At 69.8% G+C, this 21,128-nt stretch carries 20 protein-coding genes; 12 read left to right on the top strand and 8 right to left on the bottom strand.

What is annotated here, in order from left to right; genetic code table 11:
* Nucleotides 1-5 precede the first annotated feature (5 nt).
* The 4 genes from KW843_RS00240 (at nt 6) to KW843_RS00225 (ending at nt 3,677) form a co-directional block, all read left to right on the top strand.
* Nucleotides 6-1,595 carry an ATP-binding protein gene (locus tag KW843_RS00240; RefSeq protein ID WP_218293101.1) on the top strand — a complete coding sequence of 530 codons (1,590 nt, stop codon included), beginning with the start codon at nt 6-8 and terminating at the stop codon, nt 1,593-1,595.
* A complete protein-coding gene (locus tag KW843_RS00235) occupies nt 1,592-2,215 on the top strand; it encodes a response regulator transcription factor (RefSeq protein ID WP_218293100.1) in 624 nt (207 codons plus the stop codon). The genes KW843_RS00240 and KW843_RS00235 overlap by 4 nt, the downstream gene beginning before the upstream one ends.
* Nucleotides 2,216-2,400: 185 nt before the next feature.
* Complete coding sequence (locus KW843_RS00230) at nt 2,401-2,898, top strand: heme-binding protein (protein WP_218293099.1); 498 nt, start codon at nt 2,401-2,403, stop codon at nt 2,896-2,898.
* Between the two features lie 86 nt (nt 2,899-2,984).
* The gene (locus KW843_RS00225) at nt 2,985-3,677 is read left to right on the top strand and encodes an ankyrin repeat domain-containing protein (protein ID WP_218293098.1); all 693 of its coding nucleotides are present in this window, start codon (nt 2,985-2,987) and stop codon (nt 3,675-3,677) included.
* Between the two features lie 52 nt (nt 3,678-3,729).
* Here KW843_RS00225 and KW843_RS00220 read toward each other — a convergent pair whose 3' ends face one another.
* From KW843_RS00220 to dbpA, 4 genes are all read right to left on the bottom strand, one after another.
* Nucleotides 3,730-4,548 carry an amidohydrolase gene (locus tag KW843_RS00220; protein WP_218293097.1) on the bottom strand — a complete coding sequence of 273 codons (819 nt, stop codon included), beginning with the start codon at nt 4,546-4,548 and terminating at the stop codon, nt 3,730-3,732.
* A gap of 3 nt (nt 4,549-4,551) precedes the next feature.
* Complete coding sequence (locus KW843_RS00215; protein WP_218293096.1) at nt 4,552-5,562, bottom strand: tripartite tricarboxylate transporter substrate binding protein; 1,011 nt, start codon at nt 5,560-5,562, stop codon at nt 4,552-4,554.
* Nucleotides 5,563-5,684: 122 nt separating this feature from the next.
* Nucleotides 5,685-6,428, bottom strand: coding sequence for a GntR family transcriptional regulator (locus KW843_RS00210; protein WP_218293095.1), 744 nt, complete (start codon nt 6,426-6,428; stop codon nt 5,685-5,687).
* Nucleotides 6,429-6,625: 197 nt separating this feature from the next.
* On the bottom strand, nt 6,626-8,029 hold the full coding sequence (gene dbpA, locus KW843_RS00205) for an ATP-dependent RNA helicase DbpA (protein WP_218293094.1): 1,404 nt from the start codon (nt 8,027-8,029) through the stop codon (nt 6,626-6,628).
* Between the two features lie 139 nt (nt 8,030-8,168).
* Here dbpA and KW843_RS00200 point away from each other — a divergent pair, with 139 nt between their 5' ends.
* From KW843_RS00200 to KW843_RS00190, 3 genes are all read left to right on the top strand, one after another.
* Nucleotides 8,169-10,265, top strand: coding sequence for a bifunctional diguanylate cyclase/phosphodiesterase (locus KW843_RS00200; RefSeq protein WP_218293093.1), 2,097 nt, complete (start codon nt 8,169-8,171; stop codon nt 10,263-10,265).
* A gap of 66 nt (nt 10,266-10,331) precedes the next feature.
* Complete coding sequence (locus tag KW843_RS00195; RefSeq protein ID WP_218293092.1) at nt 10,332-11,813, top strand: AMP nucleosidase; 1,482 nt, start codon at nt 10,332-10,334, stop codon at nt 11,811-11,813.
* 30 nt (nt 11,814-11,843) lie between these two features.
* On the top strand, nt 11,844-12,980 hold the full coding sequence (locus KW843_RS00190) for a diguanylate cyclase (RefSeq protein WP_218293091.1): 1,137 nt from the start codon (nt 11,844-11,846) through the stop codon (nt 12,978-12,980).
* A 27-nt stretch (nt 12,981-13,007) separates the two neighbouring features.
* Here the strand turns inward: KW843_RS00190 and KW843_RS00185 are convergent, their stop codons facing one another.
* Nucleotides 13,008-13,634 carry an FMN-binding negative transcriptional regulator gene (locus tag KW843_RS00185; protein ID WP_218293090.1) on the bottom strand — a complete coding sequence of 209 codons (627 nt, stop codon included), beginning with the start codon at nt 13,632-13,634 and terminating at the stop codon, nt 13,008-13,010.
* Nucleotides 13,635-13,707: 73 nt separating this feature from the next.
* Nucleotides 13,708-14,514: an AraC family transcriptional regulator gene (locus KW843_RS00180; protein WP_218293089.1), complete on the bottom strand. Its 807-nt coding sequence runs from the start codon at nt 14,512-14,514 to the stop codon at nt 13,708-13,710.
* Between the two features lie 109 nt (nt 14,515-14,623).
* On the opposite strand from KW843_RS00180, the gene KW843_RS00175 reads away from it, so the two are divergent.
* Entirely contained in the window at nt 14,624-15,565 is a 942-nt protein-coding gene (locus tag KW843_RS00175; RefSeq protein WP_218293088.1) for an ATP-binding cassette domain-containing protein, read from the top strand.
* Between the two features lie 156 nt (nt 15,566-15,721).
* On the opposite strand, the gene purT is transcribed toward KW843_RS00175, so the two are convergent.
* On the bottom strand, nt 15,722-16,924 hold the full coding sequence (gene purT / locus KW843_RS00170; RefSeq protein WP_218293087.1) for a formate-dependent phosphoribosylglycinamide formyltransferase: 1,203 nt from the start codon (nt 16,922-16,924) through the stop codon (nt 15,722-15,724).
* 232 nt (nt 16,925-17,156) lie between these two features.
* Between purT and KW843_RS00165 the strand changes: the two genes are divergently transcribed.
* Nucleotides 17,157-17,732 (top strand): DUF3455 domain-containing protein, encoded by a 576-nt coding sequence (locus tag KW843_RS00165; protein WP_218293086.1) that lies wholly within the window; start codon nt 17,157-17,159, stop codon nt 17,730-17,732.
* An 88-nt stretch (nt 17,733-17,820) separates the two neighbouring features.
* On the opposite strand, the gene cynS is transcribed toward KW843_RS00165, so the two are convergent.
* Entirely contained in the window at nt 17,821-18,264 is a 444-nt protein-coding gene (cynS, locus tag KW843_RS00160) for a cyanase (RefSeq protein WP_218293085.1), read from the bottom strand.
* 142 nt (nt 18,265-18,406) lie between these two features.
* On the opposite strand from cynS, the gene KW843_RS00155 reads away from it, so the two are divergent.
* Genes KW843_RS00155 through KW843_RS00145 form a run of 3 tightly spaced genes read left to right on the top strand, consistent with a single transcriptional unit; the run spans nt 18,407 to nt 21,124 of the window.
* Nucleotides 18,407-19,261, top strand: a complete 855-nt coding sequence (locus KW843_RS00155; RefSeq protein WP_218293084.1) for an ABC transporter permease — start codon at nt 18,407-18,409, stop codon at nt 19,259-19,261.
* 16 nt (nt 19,262-19,277) lie between these two features.
* A complete protein-coding gene (locus KW843_RS00150) occupies nt 19,278-19,772 on the top strand; it encodes a hypothetical protein (RefSeq protein ID WP_218293083.1) in 495 nt (164 codons plus the stop codon).
* Nucleotides 19,769-21,124, top strand: a complete 1,356-nt coding sequence (locus tag KW843_RS00145) for a GAF domain-containing protein (RefSeq protein ID WP_218293082.1) — start codon at nt 19,769-19,771, stop codon at nt 21,122-21,124. Before KW843_RS00150 ends, KW843_RS00145 begins: the two co-directional genes overlap by 4 nt.
* The last annotated feature ends 4 nt before the right edge of the window (nt 21,125-21,128 follow it).

Here is a 21,128-nt window from a genome sequence, read left to right as displayed (position 1 = left end):
GGCGCATGACCAGGGCATGGCGCCGCCGTTTCGCGCGGGTTCATTTCACCGGCCTGCTACTGTGGGCCGTGGTGGCCTGCGCGGGCGCGGGCTGGCTGGTTCACGCGCGCCTGCAGCAGCTGCGGGAGGCCTTCGAGACCGATGCCCGCATCGTGCACCGGCTCCTGAGCCAGCGCGTGGTGCAGCACGACGCGGTGATGGCCACCCTGGCCCTGCTGCAGCCTCCGGAGCCAGGCGCCACCCCGGATGCCGCGCGCGCCACCGAAGAGGCCACGGCAGCCTCCCCGCTGCCGCGCCTGCCTTCGGTCTACCCGCAGATCCTTTCCGTGCTGCAGCGGCCTGCGGGGGGCGCATGGCCCACCGCGCTGCAGCCGGCCCTGGCGGCCGCCGAGGCCGCATCGCGCCAGTCAGGCCATGCCGAAATGGCGCTGCCCGACCTGCCTGCGGGCCGCTACCACCTGGTGCTGGCCAGCACCCCCGCAAGCTATGCGCTGCAGATCGACCTGCGCATGACCATCCCCCGGGACGAATGGCCGATGGCCATGGACAGCAGCCCGGTGCGCGTCACGCTCGCCCAGGGCGGCACGGCCTTCGTCGTGCAGCCGGGCCGCACGGAACCGGGCCGCTGGGGCCTGGGCTGGTCGTATGGTTTTCACAAGCTGCTCGCGGCGCCGAGCCAGCCCCTGGATGTGGTGGCGCAGCGCCATGTGGGCCTGCGCGAGCTTCCCTGGCTGGGCATGCTGGGCTGGTGCGTGCTGACCGCCGCGCTGTGGGCGGCGGGCCGGGCGCTGTGGCGCCAGCGCATTGCGCGCCAGCGGGCGGAAGAGCTGCTGCGGCTCGGCCAGGTCGCCCGCCTGAACACCCTGGGCGAGCTGGCCGCGGGCATGGCCCACGAGCTGAACCAGCCGCTCACGGCGCTGCTGTCCAGCACCCAGGCCGCACAGCGGCTGCTGGCGGACGACCCGCCGGATCTGGAGACGGCCCAGACAGCCATGGCGCGCGCGGTGGAGCAGGCCCGGCGTGCCTCCACGGTGGTGGGCCGCCTGCGCCGCCTGGTGGAGCGACCCGACCTGTCGGCGCAGGCCCAGCCGCTGCACCTGGCCACGGCGCTGCAGGATGTGCTGCACCTGCTGGAGCCCGAGCTGGCGCAGCGCGCCATCGCGGCCGAGGTGACGGTGGCGCCCGACCTGGCGCCCGTGCTGGCCGAGCCCGTGGCCTTGCAGCAGATCATCCACAACCTGCTGATGAACGCCATGCAGGCCATGGAGCAGGTTCCCCCCGCCGAACGCCGGCTCACGCTGCGGCTGTCGGCGCGGGATGGCACGCGGATCGCCCTGTCGGTTCGCGACCACGGCCCCGGCGTGCCGCCCGAAGCCCGCGAGCATCTGTTCGAGCCCTTCTTCACCACGCGCTCGGGCGGCCTGGGGCTGGGCCTGACACTGTGCGAAAGCCTTGCCCAGGCCATGGGCGCCAGCCTGGAACTGGCCCCTGCGGCGCCAGGCAACGCCGCCGCCCAACGCGGCGCCGAGTTCGTGCTGGTGCTGCCCGCGGCGCCTGGCACCCCTGCCGCCGCGCCCCCCTCTCCGCAGCCATGAGCGACAGCGCCACGTCCCTTTCCCCCCTCATTCACCTGGTGGACGACGACGCCGCCGTGCGCGACAGCCTGGGCCTGCTCATCAGCACCGTCGGGCTGCGCGTGCAGACCTGGGCCGACCCGCATGCCTTCATGGCCGGATTTGACCGGGCCAGCATCGGCGCCATCGTGCTGGATGTGCGCATGCCCGGCATCAGCGGCCTCGCGGTGCTGGAGCAGCTGCTGGCGCAGGGCGTGGACCAGCCTGTGGTCCTGCTCACCGGCCACGGCACGGTGGAGATGTGCCGCCGCGCCTTCAAGACAGGCGCGGCGGAGTTCCTGGAAAAACCGGTGGATGACGAGGTGCTGATCGAAGCCCTGCAGAACGCCGTGCGCCAGCATGTGCGTTCGCGCGAACGCCACCAGGCCGACCAGCAAGCCCGCGAGCGCTACGCCCAGCTCTCGGGCCGCGAGCGCGAGGTGCTGGGCCTCATCGTCGAGGGCCTGACCAACAAGGAAATCGGCCGGGTGCTGGCACTCTCGCCCCGCACGGTGGAAACCCACCGCGCCAACCTGTTCGCCAAGCTCGGGGCCGAGTCGCTGGCGCAACTGATCCGGCACTACGCCGCCCTGGTGCAATAGCCAGCCCGCGGGCTGCGGATGCGGCCTTCATCCCGCCCACCGCCTGGCGGGCACTGCGTAGTTCTACGGAGGCTCTGGCGTAGGCGTACGAATGGCCGGAATCCACGCCGTTTCCTACAGTTCTCCCACGGCGCCACAACGGGTGGCACCGGACCCGAAACCACCGAACGCCCACGGAGAACACCATGCAGAACACCCTTGCCAAAGCCGCCGCCCTCACCCTGTCCCTGGCCGCCTGCGCCGCCGCCAGCGCCGAAGGCGTGCGCACCGAAAAGAACATCTCGCTGGACCTGGCCAACCAGATCGCCGCCCACACCGTGGCCGCGTGCACGGCCTCCGGCTACAACGTGACCGCCACCGTGGTGGACCGCGCCGGCACCGTGCGCGCCGTGCAGCGTGCCGACAACGCCGGCCCCCACACCCTGGAAGCCAGCCGCCTGAAGGCCTACACCTCGGCATCGGCCAAGAACACCACGCTGGCCATCATGGAAGGCTCGCAGAAGAACCCCGCCGCCGCCAACCTGGGCCAGATCCCCGGCTACCTGCTGCTGGGCGGCGGCGTGCCCCTGAAGGTGGGCAATGAAGTCATCGGCGCCGTGGGCGTGGGCGGCGCGCCCGGCGGCCACCTGGACGAGCAATGCGCCATGGCCGCCATCGCCAAGGTGGCGGACCAGCTGAAGTAAGCCCACAGCGCAGCGCCCCGTCCTGGGGCGCTCGCCCGCTGCGCAGACACCCGCCAAAGCACCACGAACCGCTGAAGGGACACGCCATGAACCGACACACCGCAATGCCCCTGGCCCTGGCCGCTGCCCTGCTGCTGGCGCAGCCCGCCCAGGCGCAGGTGGCGCCCACCGCGGCGCAAACGGCGGCCTACCAGGGCCTGCACGCCGCCGCCGCGCGCGGCGATGTGGGCATGCTGCAAAAGCTCGTGGCGGCACGCGCCGATGTGAATGCCCGCGATGCCCACGGCCGCACGCCGCTGCACGTGGCCGCGTTCGCCCGCCAGCGCGATGTGATCCGGCAGCTGGTGCAGGCCCGGGCCGATGTGAATGCGCTGGAGAACGACCGCTACGACGCCGTGACCATCGCGGCGGTGGCGGACGACGAAGACACCCTGCGCCTGCTGCTGGCCCTGGGCGCCCGCGCCGGGCAGGTGACGAGCCGGTACGACGGCACGGCACTGATCGCCGCGGCCCACCTGGGGCACGACGGCGTGGTGCGCCAGCTGATCGCCGCCGGCGCTCCGCTGGACCATGTGAACAACCTGCACTGGACGGCGCTGATCGAGTCCATCGTGCTGGGCGACGGAGGCCCGCGCCACCAGGCCACGCTGCAGGCGCTGCTGCAGGCCGGCGCCAGCCATTCGCTGACCGACCGGCAGGGCAACACGCCACTGCAGCTGGCCCGCCAGCGGGGCTTCAGCGAGATGGTGCGGATGCTGGAAGCATCGGGCGCCAGGTAGGTAGGTAGCCAGCGGATGCGGGATGCACCCGTGCGGGCGCACTGCCCCCACTTCAGCGGTACAGCGCTGCGCCCGCCATGCGCACCCTGTCGGCGCGTACCGCGCCCAGGGCATTCACCACCGGCTCCCACACACTCGCGTAGGCGGGCATGGAGTCCGGTGCAAATGCGGTATGCGGCCAGTCCGAACCCCACACCAGCCGCTCCCCCGCCAGCCCGGCCACGCGGCGGATCGCATCGTGCAGTTCGGCGTAGGGCGCCGCGGCCTGCAGGCGGTACCAGCCTGACAGCTTGATCCACGCCCCCAGGCCGGCCAGCCTTGCCAGAGCCTGCCAGGCCGCATCGTCCAGCGCCAGGGCCGCATGCATGCCCGCCAGGTGGTCCAGCACGCAGGGCAGGCCCGTTTGCGCATGCAGCTGGGCGATCTGCGCCAGCTGGGCAGGCGCCGCATACCACTGCACATGCCAGCCCAGCGCCTTCAGGCGGGGCGCCAGCGACTGCATGGCCTGCGCCCCGTTGCCCACCGGGGACACCAGATTGAAACGCACGCCGCGCACGCCCAGCGTGTGCATGGTCTGCAGCGCGTCATCGGCAATGTCGGTATCCACCACGACCACCGCGCGGTGCCGACCCGGCTCGCGCGCCAGGGCCTCGAGCACAAGCCGGTTGTCGGTGCCGTACACGCTGGGCTGCACCAGCACGAGGTGCCCCACGCCCAGCCTCGCGGCTTCGGCCTCAATGCGTTCGAGGGGCTGGTGCGCGGGCTGGTAATGCCCGGCCTGGACCGGGGCGGCGGCATCAAAGACATGGACGTGCGTGTCCCATCCCTCCGGGACATCCCGCAACGGCGCGGAGGGGTCCAGCGCACCCATGGGTCAGCCCACCACGATCTTGCGCTCTCGGATGACCTTGCCCCATTGCGCTTGCTGGGCCTGGATGAACCTGCCCGCGCTGGCCTGGGTCGCGTCGGGAAAGGCATCGCCGCCCAGCGCGCGGATGCGGCCCAGCACCTCGGGGTCGGCCAGCGCCTTGCGGATGGCGTTGACCAGCTGCGTGCGCACCTCGGGCGCAATGCCCGCCGGGGCCAAAACTGGGTTCCACTCCAGCACTTCGTAGTCGGCCACGCCGGCCTGCGCCATGGTGGGCACATCCGGCAGCGATCGGGCGCGCAGCGCACTGGTTACCGCCAGCGGCCGCAGCTTGCCCGCCTGGATGTGGCCCAGGGACGAGGCCACATTGGCAAAGAACAGCGGCACCTGCCCGCCCATCACGTCGTTCATGGCGGGGCCGCCCCCCCGGTAAGGAATGTGGGACAGGCGCACGCCCGTGCGCTCTTCAAACAGCGCCCCGGCCAGATGCTGGGCCGAGCCATTGCCGGACGACGCATAGGCCACGTCCTCGGGCTTGGCCTTGGCGCGCGCGATGACTTCCTTGACGGAATTGACACCGAAGCCCGGGTGGCACACCAGCACGTTCGGAAAGGTCGCCAGCACGGCCAGCGGCACAAAGGCGGTGTTGCTGTCGTAGGGCAGCTTGGGATACAGCGATGGATTGACGGCGAACGACGACGCATCGAGCAGCAGGGTCGTGCCATCGGGCGCGGCGCGGGCCACGGCCGATGCGGCCAGCTGGCCGCTGGCGCCGGGCTTGTTGTCCACCACCACGCCTTGCCCCAGCGCCTCGGCCATGCGGGGCGCGATGATGCGCGCCATCAGGTCGGCGCCGCCGCCTGCGGGGTAGGAGACGACCAGGGTCACGGTGCGCCCGCCCCCCACGCCCGCAGCGTGGGTGCGCACCCAGGGCGCTGCCAGCGTGACACCCACGGCAGCCAGCGCCGCACGGCGCGACAGATCTGGTGAATTCTGAGGATCGGATAGATGGTGCATACGGGTCTCCTTGGTTTCGTCTTCAGTCGTTCATGGGAGTGCGCCGGGAGCGGCGCGCCCCAGGCCGGCAGGCGCAGCGGCACGGGTCTTGCCAGGCCCGTGGCACCGCACAGGGGTGCCGTTCATGTAATGGTCACGGTGTAGTGAAAGGCGTGGGCATCGCCGCGCGTGGTGCGCCATTCGATGCAGCGCCCGCCCAGGTCGTAGGCGGCCCGTTGCACCACCACGCCCGGATGGCCTGCGGCCAGCCCCAGGTGGACGGCCTGCGGGGCTGTCAGCATGGCAAAGCCAATGTCGTCCACGGCCCGGTGCACATGCACACCGCAGCGGCGCGCGAACATGGGGTACAGCAGGTCGTCCCACTCGGCGGTGTTTCCTTCTGCCAGGGGCGCAAACACATCCAGCGGCAGCCACAGGTCTTCCAGCAGGCAGGGCTGGTCGGCCAGCAGGCGCAGGCGCTGCAGCCGCAGCACCATCTCGCCCGTCGCCAGGCCCAGCCTGCGGGCCACGGCGGCCGGGGCCGCCATGCGCTGGCGCGACAGGATGCGCGAGCGCGGCATTTCGCCGCCGCCGCTGTCAAACCGGAAAAACCGCAGCATCGAGGCGCCGGCAATGCCCTGGCGCACAAAGGTGCCCCGGCCGTGGATGCGCTCCACCAGCCCTTGCGCCACCAGGAGTTCCAGCGCACGGCGCATGGTGCCCAGCGCCACCTGGTGCTCCGTGGCCAGCAGGCTTTCTGCCGGCAGGGCCGAGCCGGGCGGCCATTCGCCGGCCACCACGCGTGCACGCAGTGCAGCCGCCAGGGCGGCGTACCGGCTCAGGCCCGGGGAGGAATCCAGCGCCACGACTTTTGAAGGGGAGATCATGGCAAAGAACTATAGTCCTCTATAGGTCTTTACACAATAAGTGAATACCACAAACACGGCGGCGGATGCCCAGGCTTCGGAATGGGGGTCCCGTTGCGGACGATCAGCTACCCACAAAAAGGAGCAAAAAAAACCGCCGGACAAGGTCCAGCGGCATTTGCCATCCTGATGGGGGGTGCCCCCTCGGCAAGCCACCATCAATCCGTCACCAGGCGGGCCTTCACGGCCTTGCCCTTCACCCGGCCCTGGTTCAGGCGCTGCGCGGCCTGGGCGCCGATGGCGCGGTCCACCGCCACGTAGGTGGAGAAGTCGTTCACGTTGATCTTGCCGATCTGCTCGCGGCTGTAGCCCATCTCGCCGGTCAGCGCGCCCAGCACATCGCCCGCGCGGATCTTCTCCTTGCGGCCGCCGATGATCTGGATGGTGACCATGGGCGGCACCAGCGGGCCGCTGCCTGCGGGCGTGAGCTCCGCCACCGGGAACCAGCGCGACTCCCGGCCCTGCAGCACCTCGATCTTGCCCACGCTGCCCATCTCGTCCAGGCTGGCCAGGTTCAGCGCCAGGCCCTCGGCGTCGCCCCGGCCCGTGCGGCCGATGCGGTGGATGTGCACCTCGGGGTCGGGCGTCACGTCCACATTGATCACGGCGGCCAGGTTGGCGATATCGAGCCCGCGCGCCGCCACGTCGGTGGCCACCAGCACCGAGCAGCTCCTGTTGGCGAACTGCACCAGCACCTGGTCGCGCTCGCGCTGCTCCAGCTCGCCGTACAGCGCCAGCGCGCTGAAGCCCTGCGCCTGCAGCACGCCCACCAGGTCGCGGCACTGCTGCTTGGTGTTGCAAAAGGCGATCGACGATTCGGGCCGGAAGTGGTTGAGCAGCTGGGACACCGCGTGCAGGCGCTCGCTGTGCTTCACCTCGTACCAGCGCTGCTCGATCTTGCCCTCGGCATGCTGGGCCTGCACCGTGATCTGCACCGGCGCCTTCATGAACTGGGCGCTGAGCTTGGCGATGCCCTCGGGGTAGGTGGCCGAGAACAGCAGGGTCTGGCGGGCCGAAGGGCACTGGCGCGCCACGGTGGCGATGTCGTCGAAGAAACCCATGTCGAGCATGCGGTCGGCCTCGTCGAGCACCAGGGTGTTGAGCGCTTCCAGCGAGAGGTGCTGGCGCTCCAGGTGGTCCATCACGCGGCCGGGCGTGCCCACGACGATGTGGGCGCCGTGCTCCAGGCTCAGCGTCTGGGCGCGCAGCGGCACGCCGCCGCACAGGGTCACGACCTTGATGTTCTCTTCCGCGCGCGCCAGGCGCCGGATCTCGGTGGTCACCTGGTCGGCCAGCTCGCGCGTGGGGCACAGCACCAGCGCCTGCACGGCGAAGCGGCGCGGGTTGAGGTTGGCCAGCAGGGCCAGGGCGAAGGCGGCGGTCTTGCCGCTGCCGGTGCTGGCCTGGGCGATCAGGTCCTTGCCCAGCAGCGCGGGCGGCAGGCTGGCCGCCTGAATCGGAGTCATTTGCATGTAGCCCAGCTGCTGCAGGTTGGACAGCATGGCAGGGCTCAGGGCCAGCGTGCTGAAATCAGTGCCGGCTTGGTTTTCTTTGGAGGTCATGGCCCGATTATCCCGCCCAGGGTATCCGGGCAACTACCTTGCACGCGCGCAAGGTCTATCGGCTATAACGGAAGAACGTGCTGGCGATCTCCACGGGGCCGCGTGCAGACCGCCACACCTTCTCAGCACCGGGTGGGACATGCCAGATTCAATCAACGCAGCCAACGCCCGCCAGGGGGGCTCCAGCGACTCGCTGCTGCGCCTGATCGCCGATTCCGTGCCCGCATTGATGGCGTACTTCGACCTGCCCGGCCTGCGCTGCCAGTTCGCCAACCAGGGCTACGCCGCCTACAACGGCCACACGACCGAATCGATCCTGGGGCTCACGGTGCAGGAAGCCATTGGCGACAAGGCCTGGCAGGTGATCCAGCCGCATGTGGAGCGCTCCACGCGCCGCGAGCACGTGAAGTACACGCGCGAGCAGATCCTGCCCAATGGCGAGACGCGCATGATCGAGGTCAACCTGATCCCGCACTTCGGCGCCGGCTCGCAGCAGCTGGGCTCGTTCGTGCTGATCACCGACATCACCGAGCGCTGGCGCGCGGAACGCCAGGTGCGCCAGAGCGAAGAGCGCATGCGCAAGTTCACCGAGGCCACGGACGAGGCCATCGTGTTCCACCGCGACGGCATCATCACGGACGGCAACGAGGCGCTCACCCGCCTGGTGGGCTACGGGCTGCAGGAGGTGCTGGGGGTCTCGATCTTCCACTTCATCAGTCCCGAATGGCGGGCCGTGGCGCTGGACTACACCCGCAGCGGGCGCGAAGACCCCTACGAAGTGACCATCCGCCACAAGGACGGGCATGCCATCCCCGTCGAGGTGGTGGGCAAGACCATGCCGCTGCACCATGCGGACTACCGCATCGTGGTGGTGCGGGACATCACCGCGCGCAAGCAGGCGCAGGAGCGCGAGGCCTTCATCGCGCTGCACGACACCCTCACGCAGTTGCCCAACCGGCATTTCCTGATGGAGCAGCTGTCGCAGGTGCTGTCGCTGGCGCGCAGGCGCCACGGCCGCGCGGCCGTGCTGTTCGTGAACCTGGACCATTTCAAGACGGTGAACGACTCGCTCGGCCACCACGCGGGCGACCAGTTGCTGTGCAATGTGGCCGAGCGTCTGCGCCAGGGCGTGCGCGATGCCGACGTGGTGGCGCGGCTGGGCGGCGATGAGTTCGTGGTGGTCCTGACCGACGTGCAAAGCCCCGATGACGCCGCCAGGGTGGCCGACAAGCTGCTCGACTCCATGCACGGCGTGTTCACGCTCGACCAGGTGCCGCTGACCGTCTCGCCGTCCATCGGCATCAGCCTCTTTCCGGAGCATGCCGCCACCGGCGACGCGCTGCTGCGCTGCGCCGACGCGGCCATGCACCACGCCAAGGAAAGCGGCCGGGGCAACCGCCAGTTCTACGAACCCAGCATGGAGGCCAGCGCCATCGATGTGCTGCAGCACGAGCGGCTGCTGCGCGAGGCCATCGTCCACAACGCCTTCGTGCTGCACTACCAGCCCCAGATCTGCCTGGAAGACGGCTCGCTGCGCGGCTTCGAGGCCCTGGTGCGCTGGCGCCATCCCCAGCGCGGCCTGGTCGGGCCGGATGAGTTCATCACCTTCTCGGAATCCCGCGGCCTCATCACCCCCATTGGCCGCTGGGTGATGCGCGAGGCCTGCCGCCAGCTCCGGGAGTGGCAGGACCAGGGCTTGGCCATGGTGCCGGTGGCGGTGAACCTGTCGGCCCTCGAATTCCGCCAGCGCGACGTGGCGGGCGAGATCGCGGCCATGCTGCACGAGACCGGGCTGGCACCGCAGTACCTGGAGATCGAACTCACCGAATCCGTGCTGATGCACCAGACGGGCCAGGTGCTGGACACCCTCAATGCCCTCAAGGCACTCGGCGTCGGAATCTCCATCGATGATTTCGGCACCGGGTACTCATCGCTGGCCTACCTCAAGCGCTACCCGATCGACAAGCTCAAGATCGACCGCTCCTTCGTGGTCGACACCCCGGACAACGCCGACGACGTGGCCATCGTCACCGCCATCATCCAGATGGGCCGCAGCCTGCAGATCAGGACCGTGGCCGAGGGGGTGGAGACACAGGCGCAGGTGGATCTGCTGGCGGGCCTGGGGTGCGACCTGATCCAGGGCCATGTGGTGTCGGTGCCCCGGGACGCCGCGTCCATCCTGCGCTGGATGCGCGACTTCCACGGCCTGGAGCCCCTGCTGGCGGTCAATTCCTGAGGCCCTCCGCGGCCCCGGCGCCAGCCCGTCACACAAACACGTTCCCGGCTTGTGGACAATAGGGGCATGCCCCTCATTCCCGACTTCATCGCCCCCACCCGCCACACCGACCCGGCCGAAGCGCTGGCCCAGGTGCAGCGCATCTACCAGCAACAGATCGGCCACCTGCGCGATGCCATGCAGCGCTTCGTGGCGGGCGAGACGCCCGAAAGCGCGGTGCGCGCGTTCTATCCCTTCGTGCGGGTGCACACCACCACGGTGGCACGGGCGGATTCCAAGCTGGCCTACGGCTTCGTGGAAGGCCCCGGGCGGTACGAAACCACCCTCACCCGCCCCGACCTGTTCGCCAACTACTACGCCGAGCAGTTCCGCCTGCTGCGGGCCAGCCACAACGTCGAGCTGGAGGTGGGCACCAGCGCGCACCCCATCCCCATCCACTTCTCGTTCGCCGAGCACGACCACATCGAGGGCACGCTCACGGCCGAGCGCCGCATGCTGATGCGCGACGTGTTCGACCTGCCGGACCTCGCGGCCATGGACGACGGCATCGCCAACGGCACCTGGCAGGCGCGCCCGGGCGAGGCGCAGCCGCTGTCGCTGTTCACCGCGCCGCGCGTGGACTACTCGCTGCACCGCCTGCGCCACTACACGGGCACCGCGCCCGAATGGTTCCAGAACTTCGTGCTGTTCACCAACTACCAGTTCTACATCGACGAGTTCGTGCGCCTGGGCCACGCCGAGATGGCCAGGGAAGACAGCGAGTACGTGGCCTTCATCGAGCCCGGCAACGTGGTCACTCGCCGCGCGGGCCTGCCCGCGCAGCCGGGCGACGAGCTGGGCATCGCCCCGCCGCGCCTGCCGCAGATGCCCGGCTACCACCTGGTGCGCAAGGACGCGAGCGGCATCAGCATGGTCAACATCGGCGTGGGGCCGGCCAACGCCAAGACCATCACCGACCACATCGCCGTGCTGCGCCCGCACGCGTGGATGATGCTGGGCCATTGCGCGGGCCTGCGCAACAGCCAGCAGCTGGGCGACTATGTGCTGGCCCACGCCTACGTGCGCGAGGACCACGTGCTGGACGAGGAGCTGCCGCTGTGGGTGCCCATCCCGGCGCTGGCCGAGATCCAGATGGCGCTGCAGCAGGCCGTCGCCGACGTGACGCGGGTGCCGGAGGACCAGCTCAAGCGCATCATGCGCACCGGCACCGTGGCCAGCACCGACAACCGCAACTGGGAACTGCTGCCCGACAACATGCCCCAGCGCCGGTTCAGCCAGAGCCGCGCCGTGGCGCTGGACATGGAAAGCGCCACCATCGCGGCCAACGGCTTTCGCTTCCGCGTGCCGTATGGCACCCTGCTGTGCGTCTCCGACAAGCCGCTGCACGGCGAGATCAAGCTGCCGGGCATGGCCAACCACTTCTACCGCGAGCGCGTGGACCAGCACCTGCGCATCGGCATGCGCGCCATCGAGATCCTGCGCAACGGCGGCGTGGACAGGCTGCACAGCCGCAAGCTGCGCAGCTTTGCCGAAGTCGCCTTCCAGTGACGACAAGAAAGAAGCAGCGCCCCGTCTCCCATGCCCCTGGACTTCCTCACGCTCATGGCGGCGATGGCCGCCAACCTGTTCATGATCTCGGCCGTCCTGCCGCTCATCATGGGGCGGGATGTGAGCCGCGCCGCACGCCACGTGCAGGCCAGCATGCTGCTGCAGGCGCTGGCCTGGGCCGCCATCATCGCGTCGTCCTCGCTATGGGACCGGGCGCTGTCCACGCTGTCCATCGCATGCAACGCCGCTGCCCAGTGGATGCTCTACCGCGCGCTGGAAGAATGGCTGGGCCCCCGCCCCCTGCGGCGTGTGCTGCTGGCGCTGGTGGTGGCCGCGCCGCTGGGCTACACGCTGGGTTTTGACCACTACGCCTGGCGCGTGGGCTGGGCCAACGGGCTGATGGCGGTCATCCTGTGCATCGTGGCGCGGGCCACGCTGTACCCGCTGGTGCTCGCCGACGTGCGCTGGCGCAGCCTGCTCCTGGGCTGCCTGGCCACCTCGGCCGCCTTCACCCTGGCGCGCGGGCTGCTGGGCGCCTTCACCGACGAGTACCCCAGCTTTCGCACGCCGCACCCGGTCAACCTGGCCGCGGCGCTGGCCACCAACGTGAGCCTGGTGCTGGGCACCGTCGCCGTGCTGGTGGCCTGGCGGTACGAGGCAGAGCAGAAGCTGCGCACGCTGGCCATGACCGATGGGCTCACGGGCCTGCTCAACCGCCGAGGTTTCACCACCCAGGGCGAAAACCTGCTTTCGCATGCATGGCGCCACCGGCTGCCGCTCACCGCGCTGATGCTGGACCTGGACCACTTCAAGCAGATCAACGACACCCACGGGCACGACGCGGGCGACCGTGCGCTGCAACTGTTTGCGCGGCTGCTGGGCGACACCTGCCGCAGCGGCGACCTGATTGCGCGGCTCGGGGGCGAGGAGTTCGGCGTGCTGATGCTGCACAACACGGCGTCGGCGGGCGTCTCGTTCGACCGGCGCCTGCGCCACAAGCTGCATGACGCCAGCGCGGCAGAACTGGGCTTCATCCTGGACTACAGCGCCGGCATGGCCGTGCTGCAGCCCGGAGAATCCAGCCTGGCGGCCCTGATGGCACGGGCCGACAGCGCGCTCTACGACGCCAAGGCCACGGGCCGCGGCCGGCTGACCGCCGCCACCTGAAGACCACCTCCGGGCAACGGCAGGCGGTCAGGGAACGATCAGCGCCGCGACATCGTGCGCCGCCCCCTGGCGCTCCAGCGCCAGGTGCGCGACGAGGCTGGACCGGTCCGCGGGCGTGCGCTGCTGGGACAGGAAGCGCTTGCCCTCGAGGCGGGTGACTTCGATCTCGAAGCCCCGCAGATGCAGCGCCGCCTCGTCGATGAAGGCGGGCGAGGCATCGTGCAGGGACCACGGCTGCGCGCGGTGCGCCTCCTGGGACGCCGTGAGCGCGGCAAGGTGGTCCCTCATCCAGCCGCCGTCGTCGACGAAACGGATTCGCCCCCTGACTTCCACCGCCACATAGTTCCAGCTGGGGGCCAGGCGCGCGCTGCGCTGGCCGTTCACGTACCAGCGCGGAGAAATATAGGCATTGGGACTCTGGAACACCGCGAGCACCTCCGCGCCCTGCGGGACAGACCGCGCCAGCGTGTGCATGCGCGCCACATGGCCCTGAAGCAGCCCCAGGCCGCCGCCTTCGGCCAGCAGCAGAAGCGGAAGCAGGTGGGCCTCCAGGCCCGCGTGCGCCGCCGCGACCACGGTCGCCAGGGGGTAGGAGCGCACCAGGCCCTGCAGTTCGCGGACATCGTCGATGGAGAAGAGGGATTGGCTGTACATCGCACGGGCTCAAAAAAAGAGGGAAGTCTGGCCGTTGCGCACGCGCGCGTCTTGAAGGTTTCGGCCAACGCCGTCAGGGCAAGCAGGGCGCCCGCCGGACCAGCGGCGCCGGTGCCGGCGCGGCGGGCGTGAAGCCCCCGTAGCGGCGGAACTCGCGGGTCATGTGCGCCTGATCGGCATAGCCCGCCGCCAAGGCGACCTCGCCCAGCGAAGGGCGGCCGGCCTGCAGCAGGTCCATGGCGCGCTGAAAGCGCAGGATGCCCGCCAGGCTCCGCAGGGGCAAGCCCGCCACCACCGCCATGTCCCGGCGCAGCGTGCGCGAGGAGGGTACGGCCCAGCCGCCACCGCCTTCCTCCACGGTCTGGCCCTGCCGCACCATCTGCTCGATGGCCGCGAGCGCCCGACCCTGGGCCGCCGCCACCGAGGCCCGGGCCGCCAGCGCGCGGGCGGTGGAGCGCAAGGCCTGCTCCACGCCCCGCAGCGTGCGCGCCTGCAGCAAGGGATTGGTGGCACAAGAAGGACCCAGCATCCGCGCGGCCTCGGCGCCGAAAACCGTCCGGTTGCGCAGCGCCCCGGGCGCCGTGCCCAGGCAGGCGCCGCCCCAGCCCATGTGAAAACGCACCCCGAGGACGACCGTCGCGGCGCGCAGGCTCACGAACGCAGGCTGGTCGGCGGGGCCCGCGATCACCGGCCAGACCGACGCCACCGTGCCATCGTGCCGCAGGGCGCAATGCACCACCAGGTCCATCCTGCCGTCCGGCAGCACCAGTTGCCGGCCTTGGGCCGCCGCGTCGTAGCGCCAGACGGCTTCGATCCGGGTCGCATCCAGGGCGTCCAGTGGCAATTCGACATAGCTGGTATCGGCGGGGCTGGGTTTCATGGTGCAGGCAGGATGGCGCATTTCTCGTTCAAAGGGGCGGGCGCTCTGCGGGGGGGCGGCCATCATCCGCCGCGCGGCCCGAGGTGCCAGCATGGCACACAATCGGGCCATGACCGCACTCTTCGAAGCCCTGCAACTGCGCAAGCGCTATGGCAACACCACCGTGGTGGACGATGTCTCCTTTTCCATCGCTCCCGGCGAATGCCTGGGCGTCATCGGCCCGAACGGCGCGGGCAAGACCACCACCATCCGCATGTGCCTGGGCCTGACGGCGCCCGACGGCGGTGCGGTGCACTTCACACCCGCGCCGGGCGGCGCCCCGCTGCACATGCCGCGCGATGCCCTCGCCATCAAGGCCCAGCTGGGCGTGGTGACCCAGTTCGACACCCTGGACCCCGACTTCACCTGCGCCGAGAACCTGCGCGTGTTCGGCCGCTATTTCGGGCTCAAGGGCCCGGTGATGGACGAGCGCGTGCCGCGCCTGCTCGACTTCGCGGCGCTCACGCACAAGGCGAACGCCAAGCCGGGCGAACTCTCGGGGGGCATGAAGCGGCGCCTGAGCCTGGCCCGCGCACTCGTCAACGACCCGCGCCTGCTGCTGCTGGACGAACCCACCACGGGGTTGGACCCGCAGGCCCGCCACCTCATGTGGGAGCGCCTGCAGTTGCTGCTCCAGCAGGGCAAGTCCATCCTGCTGACCACCCACTTCATGGACGAGGCCGAGCGCCTGTGCTCGCGCCTCCTGGTGCTGGACCACGGCAAGAAGATCGCCGAGGGCCGCCCGCGCGAACTGATCGCGCAGCACCTGGAGCCGGACGTGGTGGAAGTGTTCGGCGTGGGCGCCGTGGCGCTGGCCGAGAATGCCGCCCTGCGGGCCCTGGCGGCGCGCGTGGAGATCAGCGGCGAGACGGTGTTCTTCTACACCCAGAACGCAGGGCCCCTGCTGCAGGCGCTGGGCGCGCACCCGCACCTGCGCACCCTGCACCGGCCGGCCAACCTGGAGGACCTGTTCCTCAAGCTCACGGGGCGGCAGATCCGCGAGGATGGCTGAACTGAAGTCTGGATCAGTGCACTCCGGTGCGCCACGCTTCACGCAACGGCGAAAACTGACGCAGCGCAAGCCGGTGCCACCGTGGAACTGGCTTTGCCAGGCCACGGGTGGCGCCCCCCTCCCGCGAAGCGAGACAGAGGGAAGGCGCGAAGCGGCTCAGGGGGTGCGTGGTTTCACCTTGCTGGCCGCCAGCTTGGCATTGGTGCGCGCCGTCTCCACCTCGGCCGCACGCGCCAGTGCCACGCCCATGCGGCGCTTGGCAAAGCTCTCGGGCTTGCCGAACAGGCGCAGGTCGGTGCCAGGCACGGCGAGGGCCTCGTCCACGCCGTCGAACACGATGCCCTGGGCCTCCACGCCGCCGTAGATGACGGCGCTGGCGCCGGGGTTGCGCAGGCTGGTATCGACTGGCAGGCCCAGGATGGCGCGGGCGTGCAGCTCGAACTCGCTCTGGTGCTGGGTGCACAGCGTGACCAGGCCGGTGTCGTGCGGGCGCGGGCTCACCTCGCTGAACCACACCTGCTCGCCCTTGACGAACAGCTCCACGCCGAACAGGCCCTGGCCACCCAGGTTGTCCGTGACCGCCTTGGCGATCTGGCGCGACTTCTCCAGCGCGGCCGGGTGCATGGGGTGGGGCTGCCAGCTTTCCACGTAGTCACCGCTCACCTGCACATGGCCGATGGGGTCGCAGAAGCTGGTGGCGATCTGGCCGTCCGCGCCCACCGAACGCACGGTGAGCTGGGTGATCTCGTAGTCGAAGTCGATGAAGCCCTCGACGATGACACGGCCATGGCTCACGCGGCCGCCGGCCATGGCGTAGTCCCAGGCCTTTTGCACGTCGGCGGGGCCATCGATCTTGCTCTGGCCCTTGCCGGAGCTGCTCATCACGGGCTTGACGATGCAGGGGTAGCCGATTCCGGCATCGATGGCCGCCTGCAGTTCCTCAAGCGAGTTGCAGAACTTGTACGGGCTGGTGGGCAGGCCCAGCGTCTCGGCGGCCAGCACACGGATGCCTTCACGGTCCATGGTCAGGCGCGCGGCGCGGGCGGTGGGGATCACGCGCACGGTGCCGGCGGCTTCCAGCTCTTCGAGCATGGGCGTGGCGATGGCTTCGATCTCGGGCACCACCAGGTGGGGTTTCTCGGCCTCGACCAGGGCCTTGAGCTGGGCCGGGTCGCTCATCGTGATGGTGCGCTGGTGGTGGGCCACCTGCTGGCCGGGGGCGTTCTCGTACCGGTCCACGGCGATGGTTTCCACACCCAGGCGCTGCAGCGCGATCAGCACCTCCTTGCCCAGCTCGCCCGAGCCCAGCAGCATGACTTTGGTGGCATGGGGCGACAGCGGGGTTCCGAGGGTGGTCATGGGAGGTTTCCAGAAAAAAGTGAGGACGGGCGGCAGAAAGGGTCGTGAAGCCGCGGCGATCGGCCAACTTTAATGCACGGGTTGCGCGCCCCGCCACCCCGGCCACAGGGCGTGCGGACTATTTTTTGCGCCGGGTGGATCCAGGCGGCGCTGGCGCGCGTACTCCCAGGGGCAGCAGACCGTTCTTGGGACCGCTGCGCTTTTTCAACCCACTGAAGAAAAGGGAAATACCATGCACACCCAGCCATTGCGCTCCCGTTTCGCGGCCCTGACGGGCGCATTTGCCGCCACGGCCCTGCTGGCCGCCTGCGGGGCGATGAAGCAGCCCACCCCCAGCCCCATGTTTTCGCAGGACAGCCTGCCGGACGCCATCAAGGTACCCGCCGGCAACCGGGTCGCCATGGAAACCGTCGGCGTGGGCGACATCACCTATGAATGCCGCGACAAGGCCAACGCGCCCGGCCAGACCGAATGGGTGTTCGTGGGCCCCAAGGCGGTACTGAACGACCGCAGCGGCAAGCAAGTGGGCACCTACTACGGCCCACCCGCCACCTGGGAGTCGGCCGATGGCTCCAAGCTGACGGCCACCCAGTTGGCCGTGGCGCCATCGGGTGCAGGCAACCTGCCCTACCAGCTGGTCAAGGCCAACCCCGCCATGGGCAGCGGCGCCATGACAGGGGTGACCTTCATCCAACGCGTGGCCTTGAAGGGCGGCGTGGCGCCTGCCTCGCCCTGTGCGACCGCCAACAAGGGCGAGCGCCAGACCGTGAAGTACCAGGCCGACTACATCTTCTGGAAAGCGGCGTAGGCCGCTGCCCGCCCCGCCGCGCACCGCTTCGCGCATCCATCCGCATTGCGGGGCCAGCGCGGGGGGGGGTAGGGATTGATGGCACGCCCTAGTACTGCTTGTACGGCAGGAACTTGCCCGACAGCACCACCTTCACGCGGTCACCCTTGGGGTCGGCCTCGCGCGTGATGTCCATGCTGAAGTCGATGGCGCTCATGATGCCGTCGCCGAACTCCTCGTGGATCAGTTCCTTGATGGTCGTGCCATACACGCTCACGATCTCGTACCAGCGGTAGATCAGCGGGTCGGTGGGCACGGGCGTGGGCAGCGAGCCCTTGTAGGGCACGACCTGCAGCCACTTCTGCTCCTCGGCCGTGAGGCCGAAGATCTTGCCCAGCACCTTGGCCTGCCCGGGCGATGCGGTCATCTGGCCCAGGCACAGGGCGGTGGTCCACTCCTTGGACTGGCCGACCTTCCTGGCAATGGCATCCCATTGCAGGCCCTTGGCGACCTTGGTGCTGATGATCTTCTCGGTGACGTCGTTGCGGTTCATGGGGGCTCCTTGGGGGCGGGTGTCGGATCAGTGCGCTATGGCACGACCGCAAGCAATGCCCGTGCCTGCCGGCCCCACGGGCCCGTGGGGCGGTGGACACGGCCACCTATCCACCCCCGGCCCGACACAGCACAATAAGCCCATGCAATCCGTATCCCCCTCCACGGCAACCGCTGCCGCCCCGCCCCTTGCCTCCGTCTGGCGCGCGCCCAGCCTCTCGGCGCGCTGGTGGCCCGTGTTCCTGCGAAACCTGCTGGTCTGGCGCAAGCTGGCCATCCCCAGCCTGGTGGGCAACATCGCCGAGCCGCTGATGTGGCTGGTGGCGTTTGGCTACGGCATGGGCGCCCTGGTGGGACAGGTGAACGTGGGGACGGCGGGCGGCGCGACGACGCAGGTGCCGTACATCCTGTTCCTGGCCAGTGGCTCGATCTGCATGAGCGCGATGAACGCCGCCAGTTTCGAGGCGCTGTACTCCGCCTTCTCGCGCATGCATGTGCAAAAGACCTGGGACGGCATCATGAACGCGCCGGTGCGGCTTGACGACGTGGTGCTCGCCGAAATGCTGTGGGCCGCCTTCAAGGCGCTGTTCACGGTGACGGCCATCCTGGGCGTGATGCTCGCGCTCTCCATCAGCCACAGCCCCAAGCTGCTCGTGGCCTGGCCGGTGCTGCTCTTCGTCGGCATCATGTTCTCCAGCATCGCGCTCATCTTCAACGCGCTCGCCAAGGGCTACGACTTCTTCACCTACTACTTCACGCTGGTGCTCACGCCCATGATGTTCCTGTCGGGGGTGTTTTTCCCGCGCGAGCAGCTGCCGCCCATCGTGCGCGCCATCTCGGACTGGCTGCCGCTGACCAATGCGGTCGAGCTGGTGCGGCCCCTGTTCATGGACCAGTGGCCTGCCAATGCGCTGCGCCACGGGCTGGTGCTGGTGATGACCACGGTGGTGGCCTTCTGGGTGGCCCTGGCGCTCACGCGCAGGCGCTTCAAGGCCTGAACCGGCGGCACCCGCCATGGCCCTTCCCCCGCTGCTGGATTCGGACCGCATGGCCATGGTCGCCAAGGGCGTGTCGGCCATCGTGGCATCGTGCAACGCCCAGCTGCAGCCGAGCATCATGCGCGCGGTCGGCTCCCACATCAGCGCGGACGGGCATCAGGTCACCGTCTTCCTGCGCCGCAGCCAGTCGCGGCAACTGCTGCAGGACATTGCCGAGACAGGGCAGATCGCCGTCGTCTTCAGCGAGCCGTCCACGCACCGCACGCTGCAGCTCAAGGCCAGCCGGGCGGTGCAGCGCCCGGCCGCCGCCGCCGACGCGCCGCTGCTGGAGGCGTACCTGCGCTCCATGGAACACGAGGTGGGCCTGGTGGGGTACGGTCCGCGCTACGTGGGCGCGATGCTGGCAGCGCCGCTGGCGGACGTGGTCGCCGTCAGCTTCACGCCGGCCAGGGCCTTTGACCAGACACCGGGGCCGCGCGCGGGCGCCGCGCTGCCCGCGCCGCAGCCATGAGCCAGCCCCTCCTGTCCCTGCACACGATCCGCCCCTGCCTGGAAGGAGCGATACCGGCCGTCATGGCCACCTGCGACGCCGATGGAACCCCCAACGTCGCCTACATCTCGCAGGCGGTGTACGTGGACGAAGGGCATGTCGCCCTGTCGTTCCAGTTCTTCAACAAGACGCGCCAGAACATCCTGCGCAACCCCCGCGCCTCGGTGCTGGTCCTGGACCCGCGCACGGCCAGCTTCTACCGCCTGCACCTCGTCTACCAGCGCACGGAAGCCACGGGCCCGGTGTTCGAGAGCATGCGCGCGCAGCTGGCGGGCATTGCCTCGCACGCGGGAATGGCGGGCGTCTTCGAACTCAAGGGGGCCGACATCTACGCGGTGGGCCGCATCGAATCCGTGGCGGGCGAGAGCCTGCCTCCGCCAGCGCCGCGCCCCGGCATGCTGCACGCGCTGCGGGCCTGCAGCGAGCGCATGGCCCGCTGCACCGCGCTCGACGAGCTGCTGCAATGCACCCTGGCCGCATTGCGCGAGCAGCTGGACATCGAGCACGCGATGGTGCTCCTGCTCGACGCGCCTTCCAGCCAGCTCTACACGGTGGCCAGCTGCGGCTACGCAACCTCGGGCGTCGGATCGGAGATCCGCCTCGGCCAGGGGGTGATCGGCGTCGCGGCCCAGGAAGGGACACCCGTGCGCATCAGCCATTTCACCAATGCCGCCCGCTACAGCCACGCCATCCGCGAGAGCCTGGATGCCCATGCCGGCACCAGCGATCCCCAGCCCGCCCGCGGCCTGGACATTCCCTACCCGGGCCTGGCCCAGCCGCACAGCCAGGTGGCGGTGCCCCTGATGTCCGCCGGGCGCCCGCTGGGCGTGCTGTTTGCCGAAAGCCCCCAGGACATGCGCTTTGGCTCCGAGGATGAAGACCTGCTGGTGGCCATTGCGGGCCAGCTGGCTGCCGCCACCGACCTGCTGCAGGCAGCGCCCGATGCGACCGAGCCCCTGCCCGCCCCCGCTGTAGCAACGCCAGTGAGCGGCAGCGCGCTGCGGGTGCGCCACTTTGCGGCCAATGACAGCGTGTTCATCAACGACGACTACCTGATCAAGGGGGTGGCAGGAGCCATCATCTGGAAGCTGCTGCGCGACCACCAGCACACCGGGCGCGTGGACTTCACCAACCGCGAACTGCGGCTGGACCCCACCCTGCGCCTGCCCGATGTGGCCGATAACCTGGAGGCCCGCCTGCTGTTGCTGCAGCGCCGCCTGCAGGAGAACTGCCCGCACATCCATATCGAAAAAACAGGGCGCGGGCGTTTTCGGCTGTGCGTGCTGCGCCCCGTGGTGCTGGAAGACGCCTGACGCC

The organism is Acidovorax sp. sif1233, assembly GCF_019218755.1.
Taxonomy (GTDB): Bacteria; Pseudomonadota; Gammaproteobacteria; order Burkholderiales; family Burkholderiaceae_C; genus Acidovorax.
This window is presented reverse-complemented; position numbering and strand designations above follow the sequence as displayed.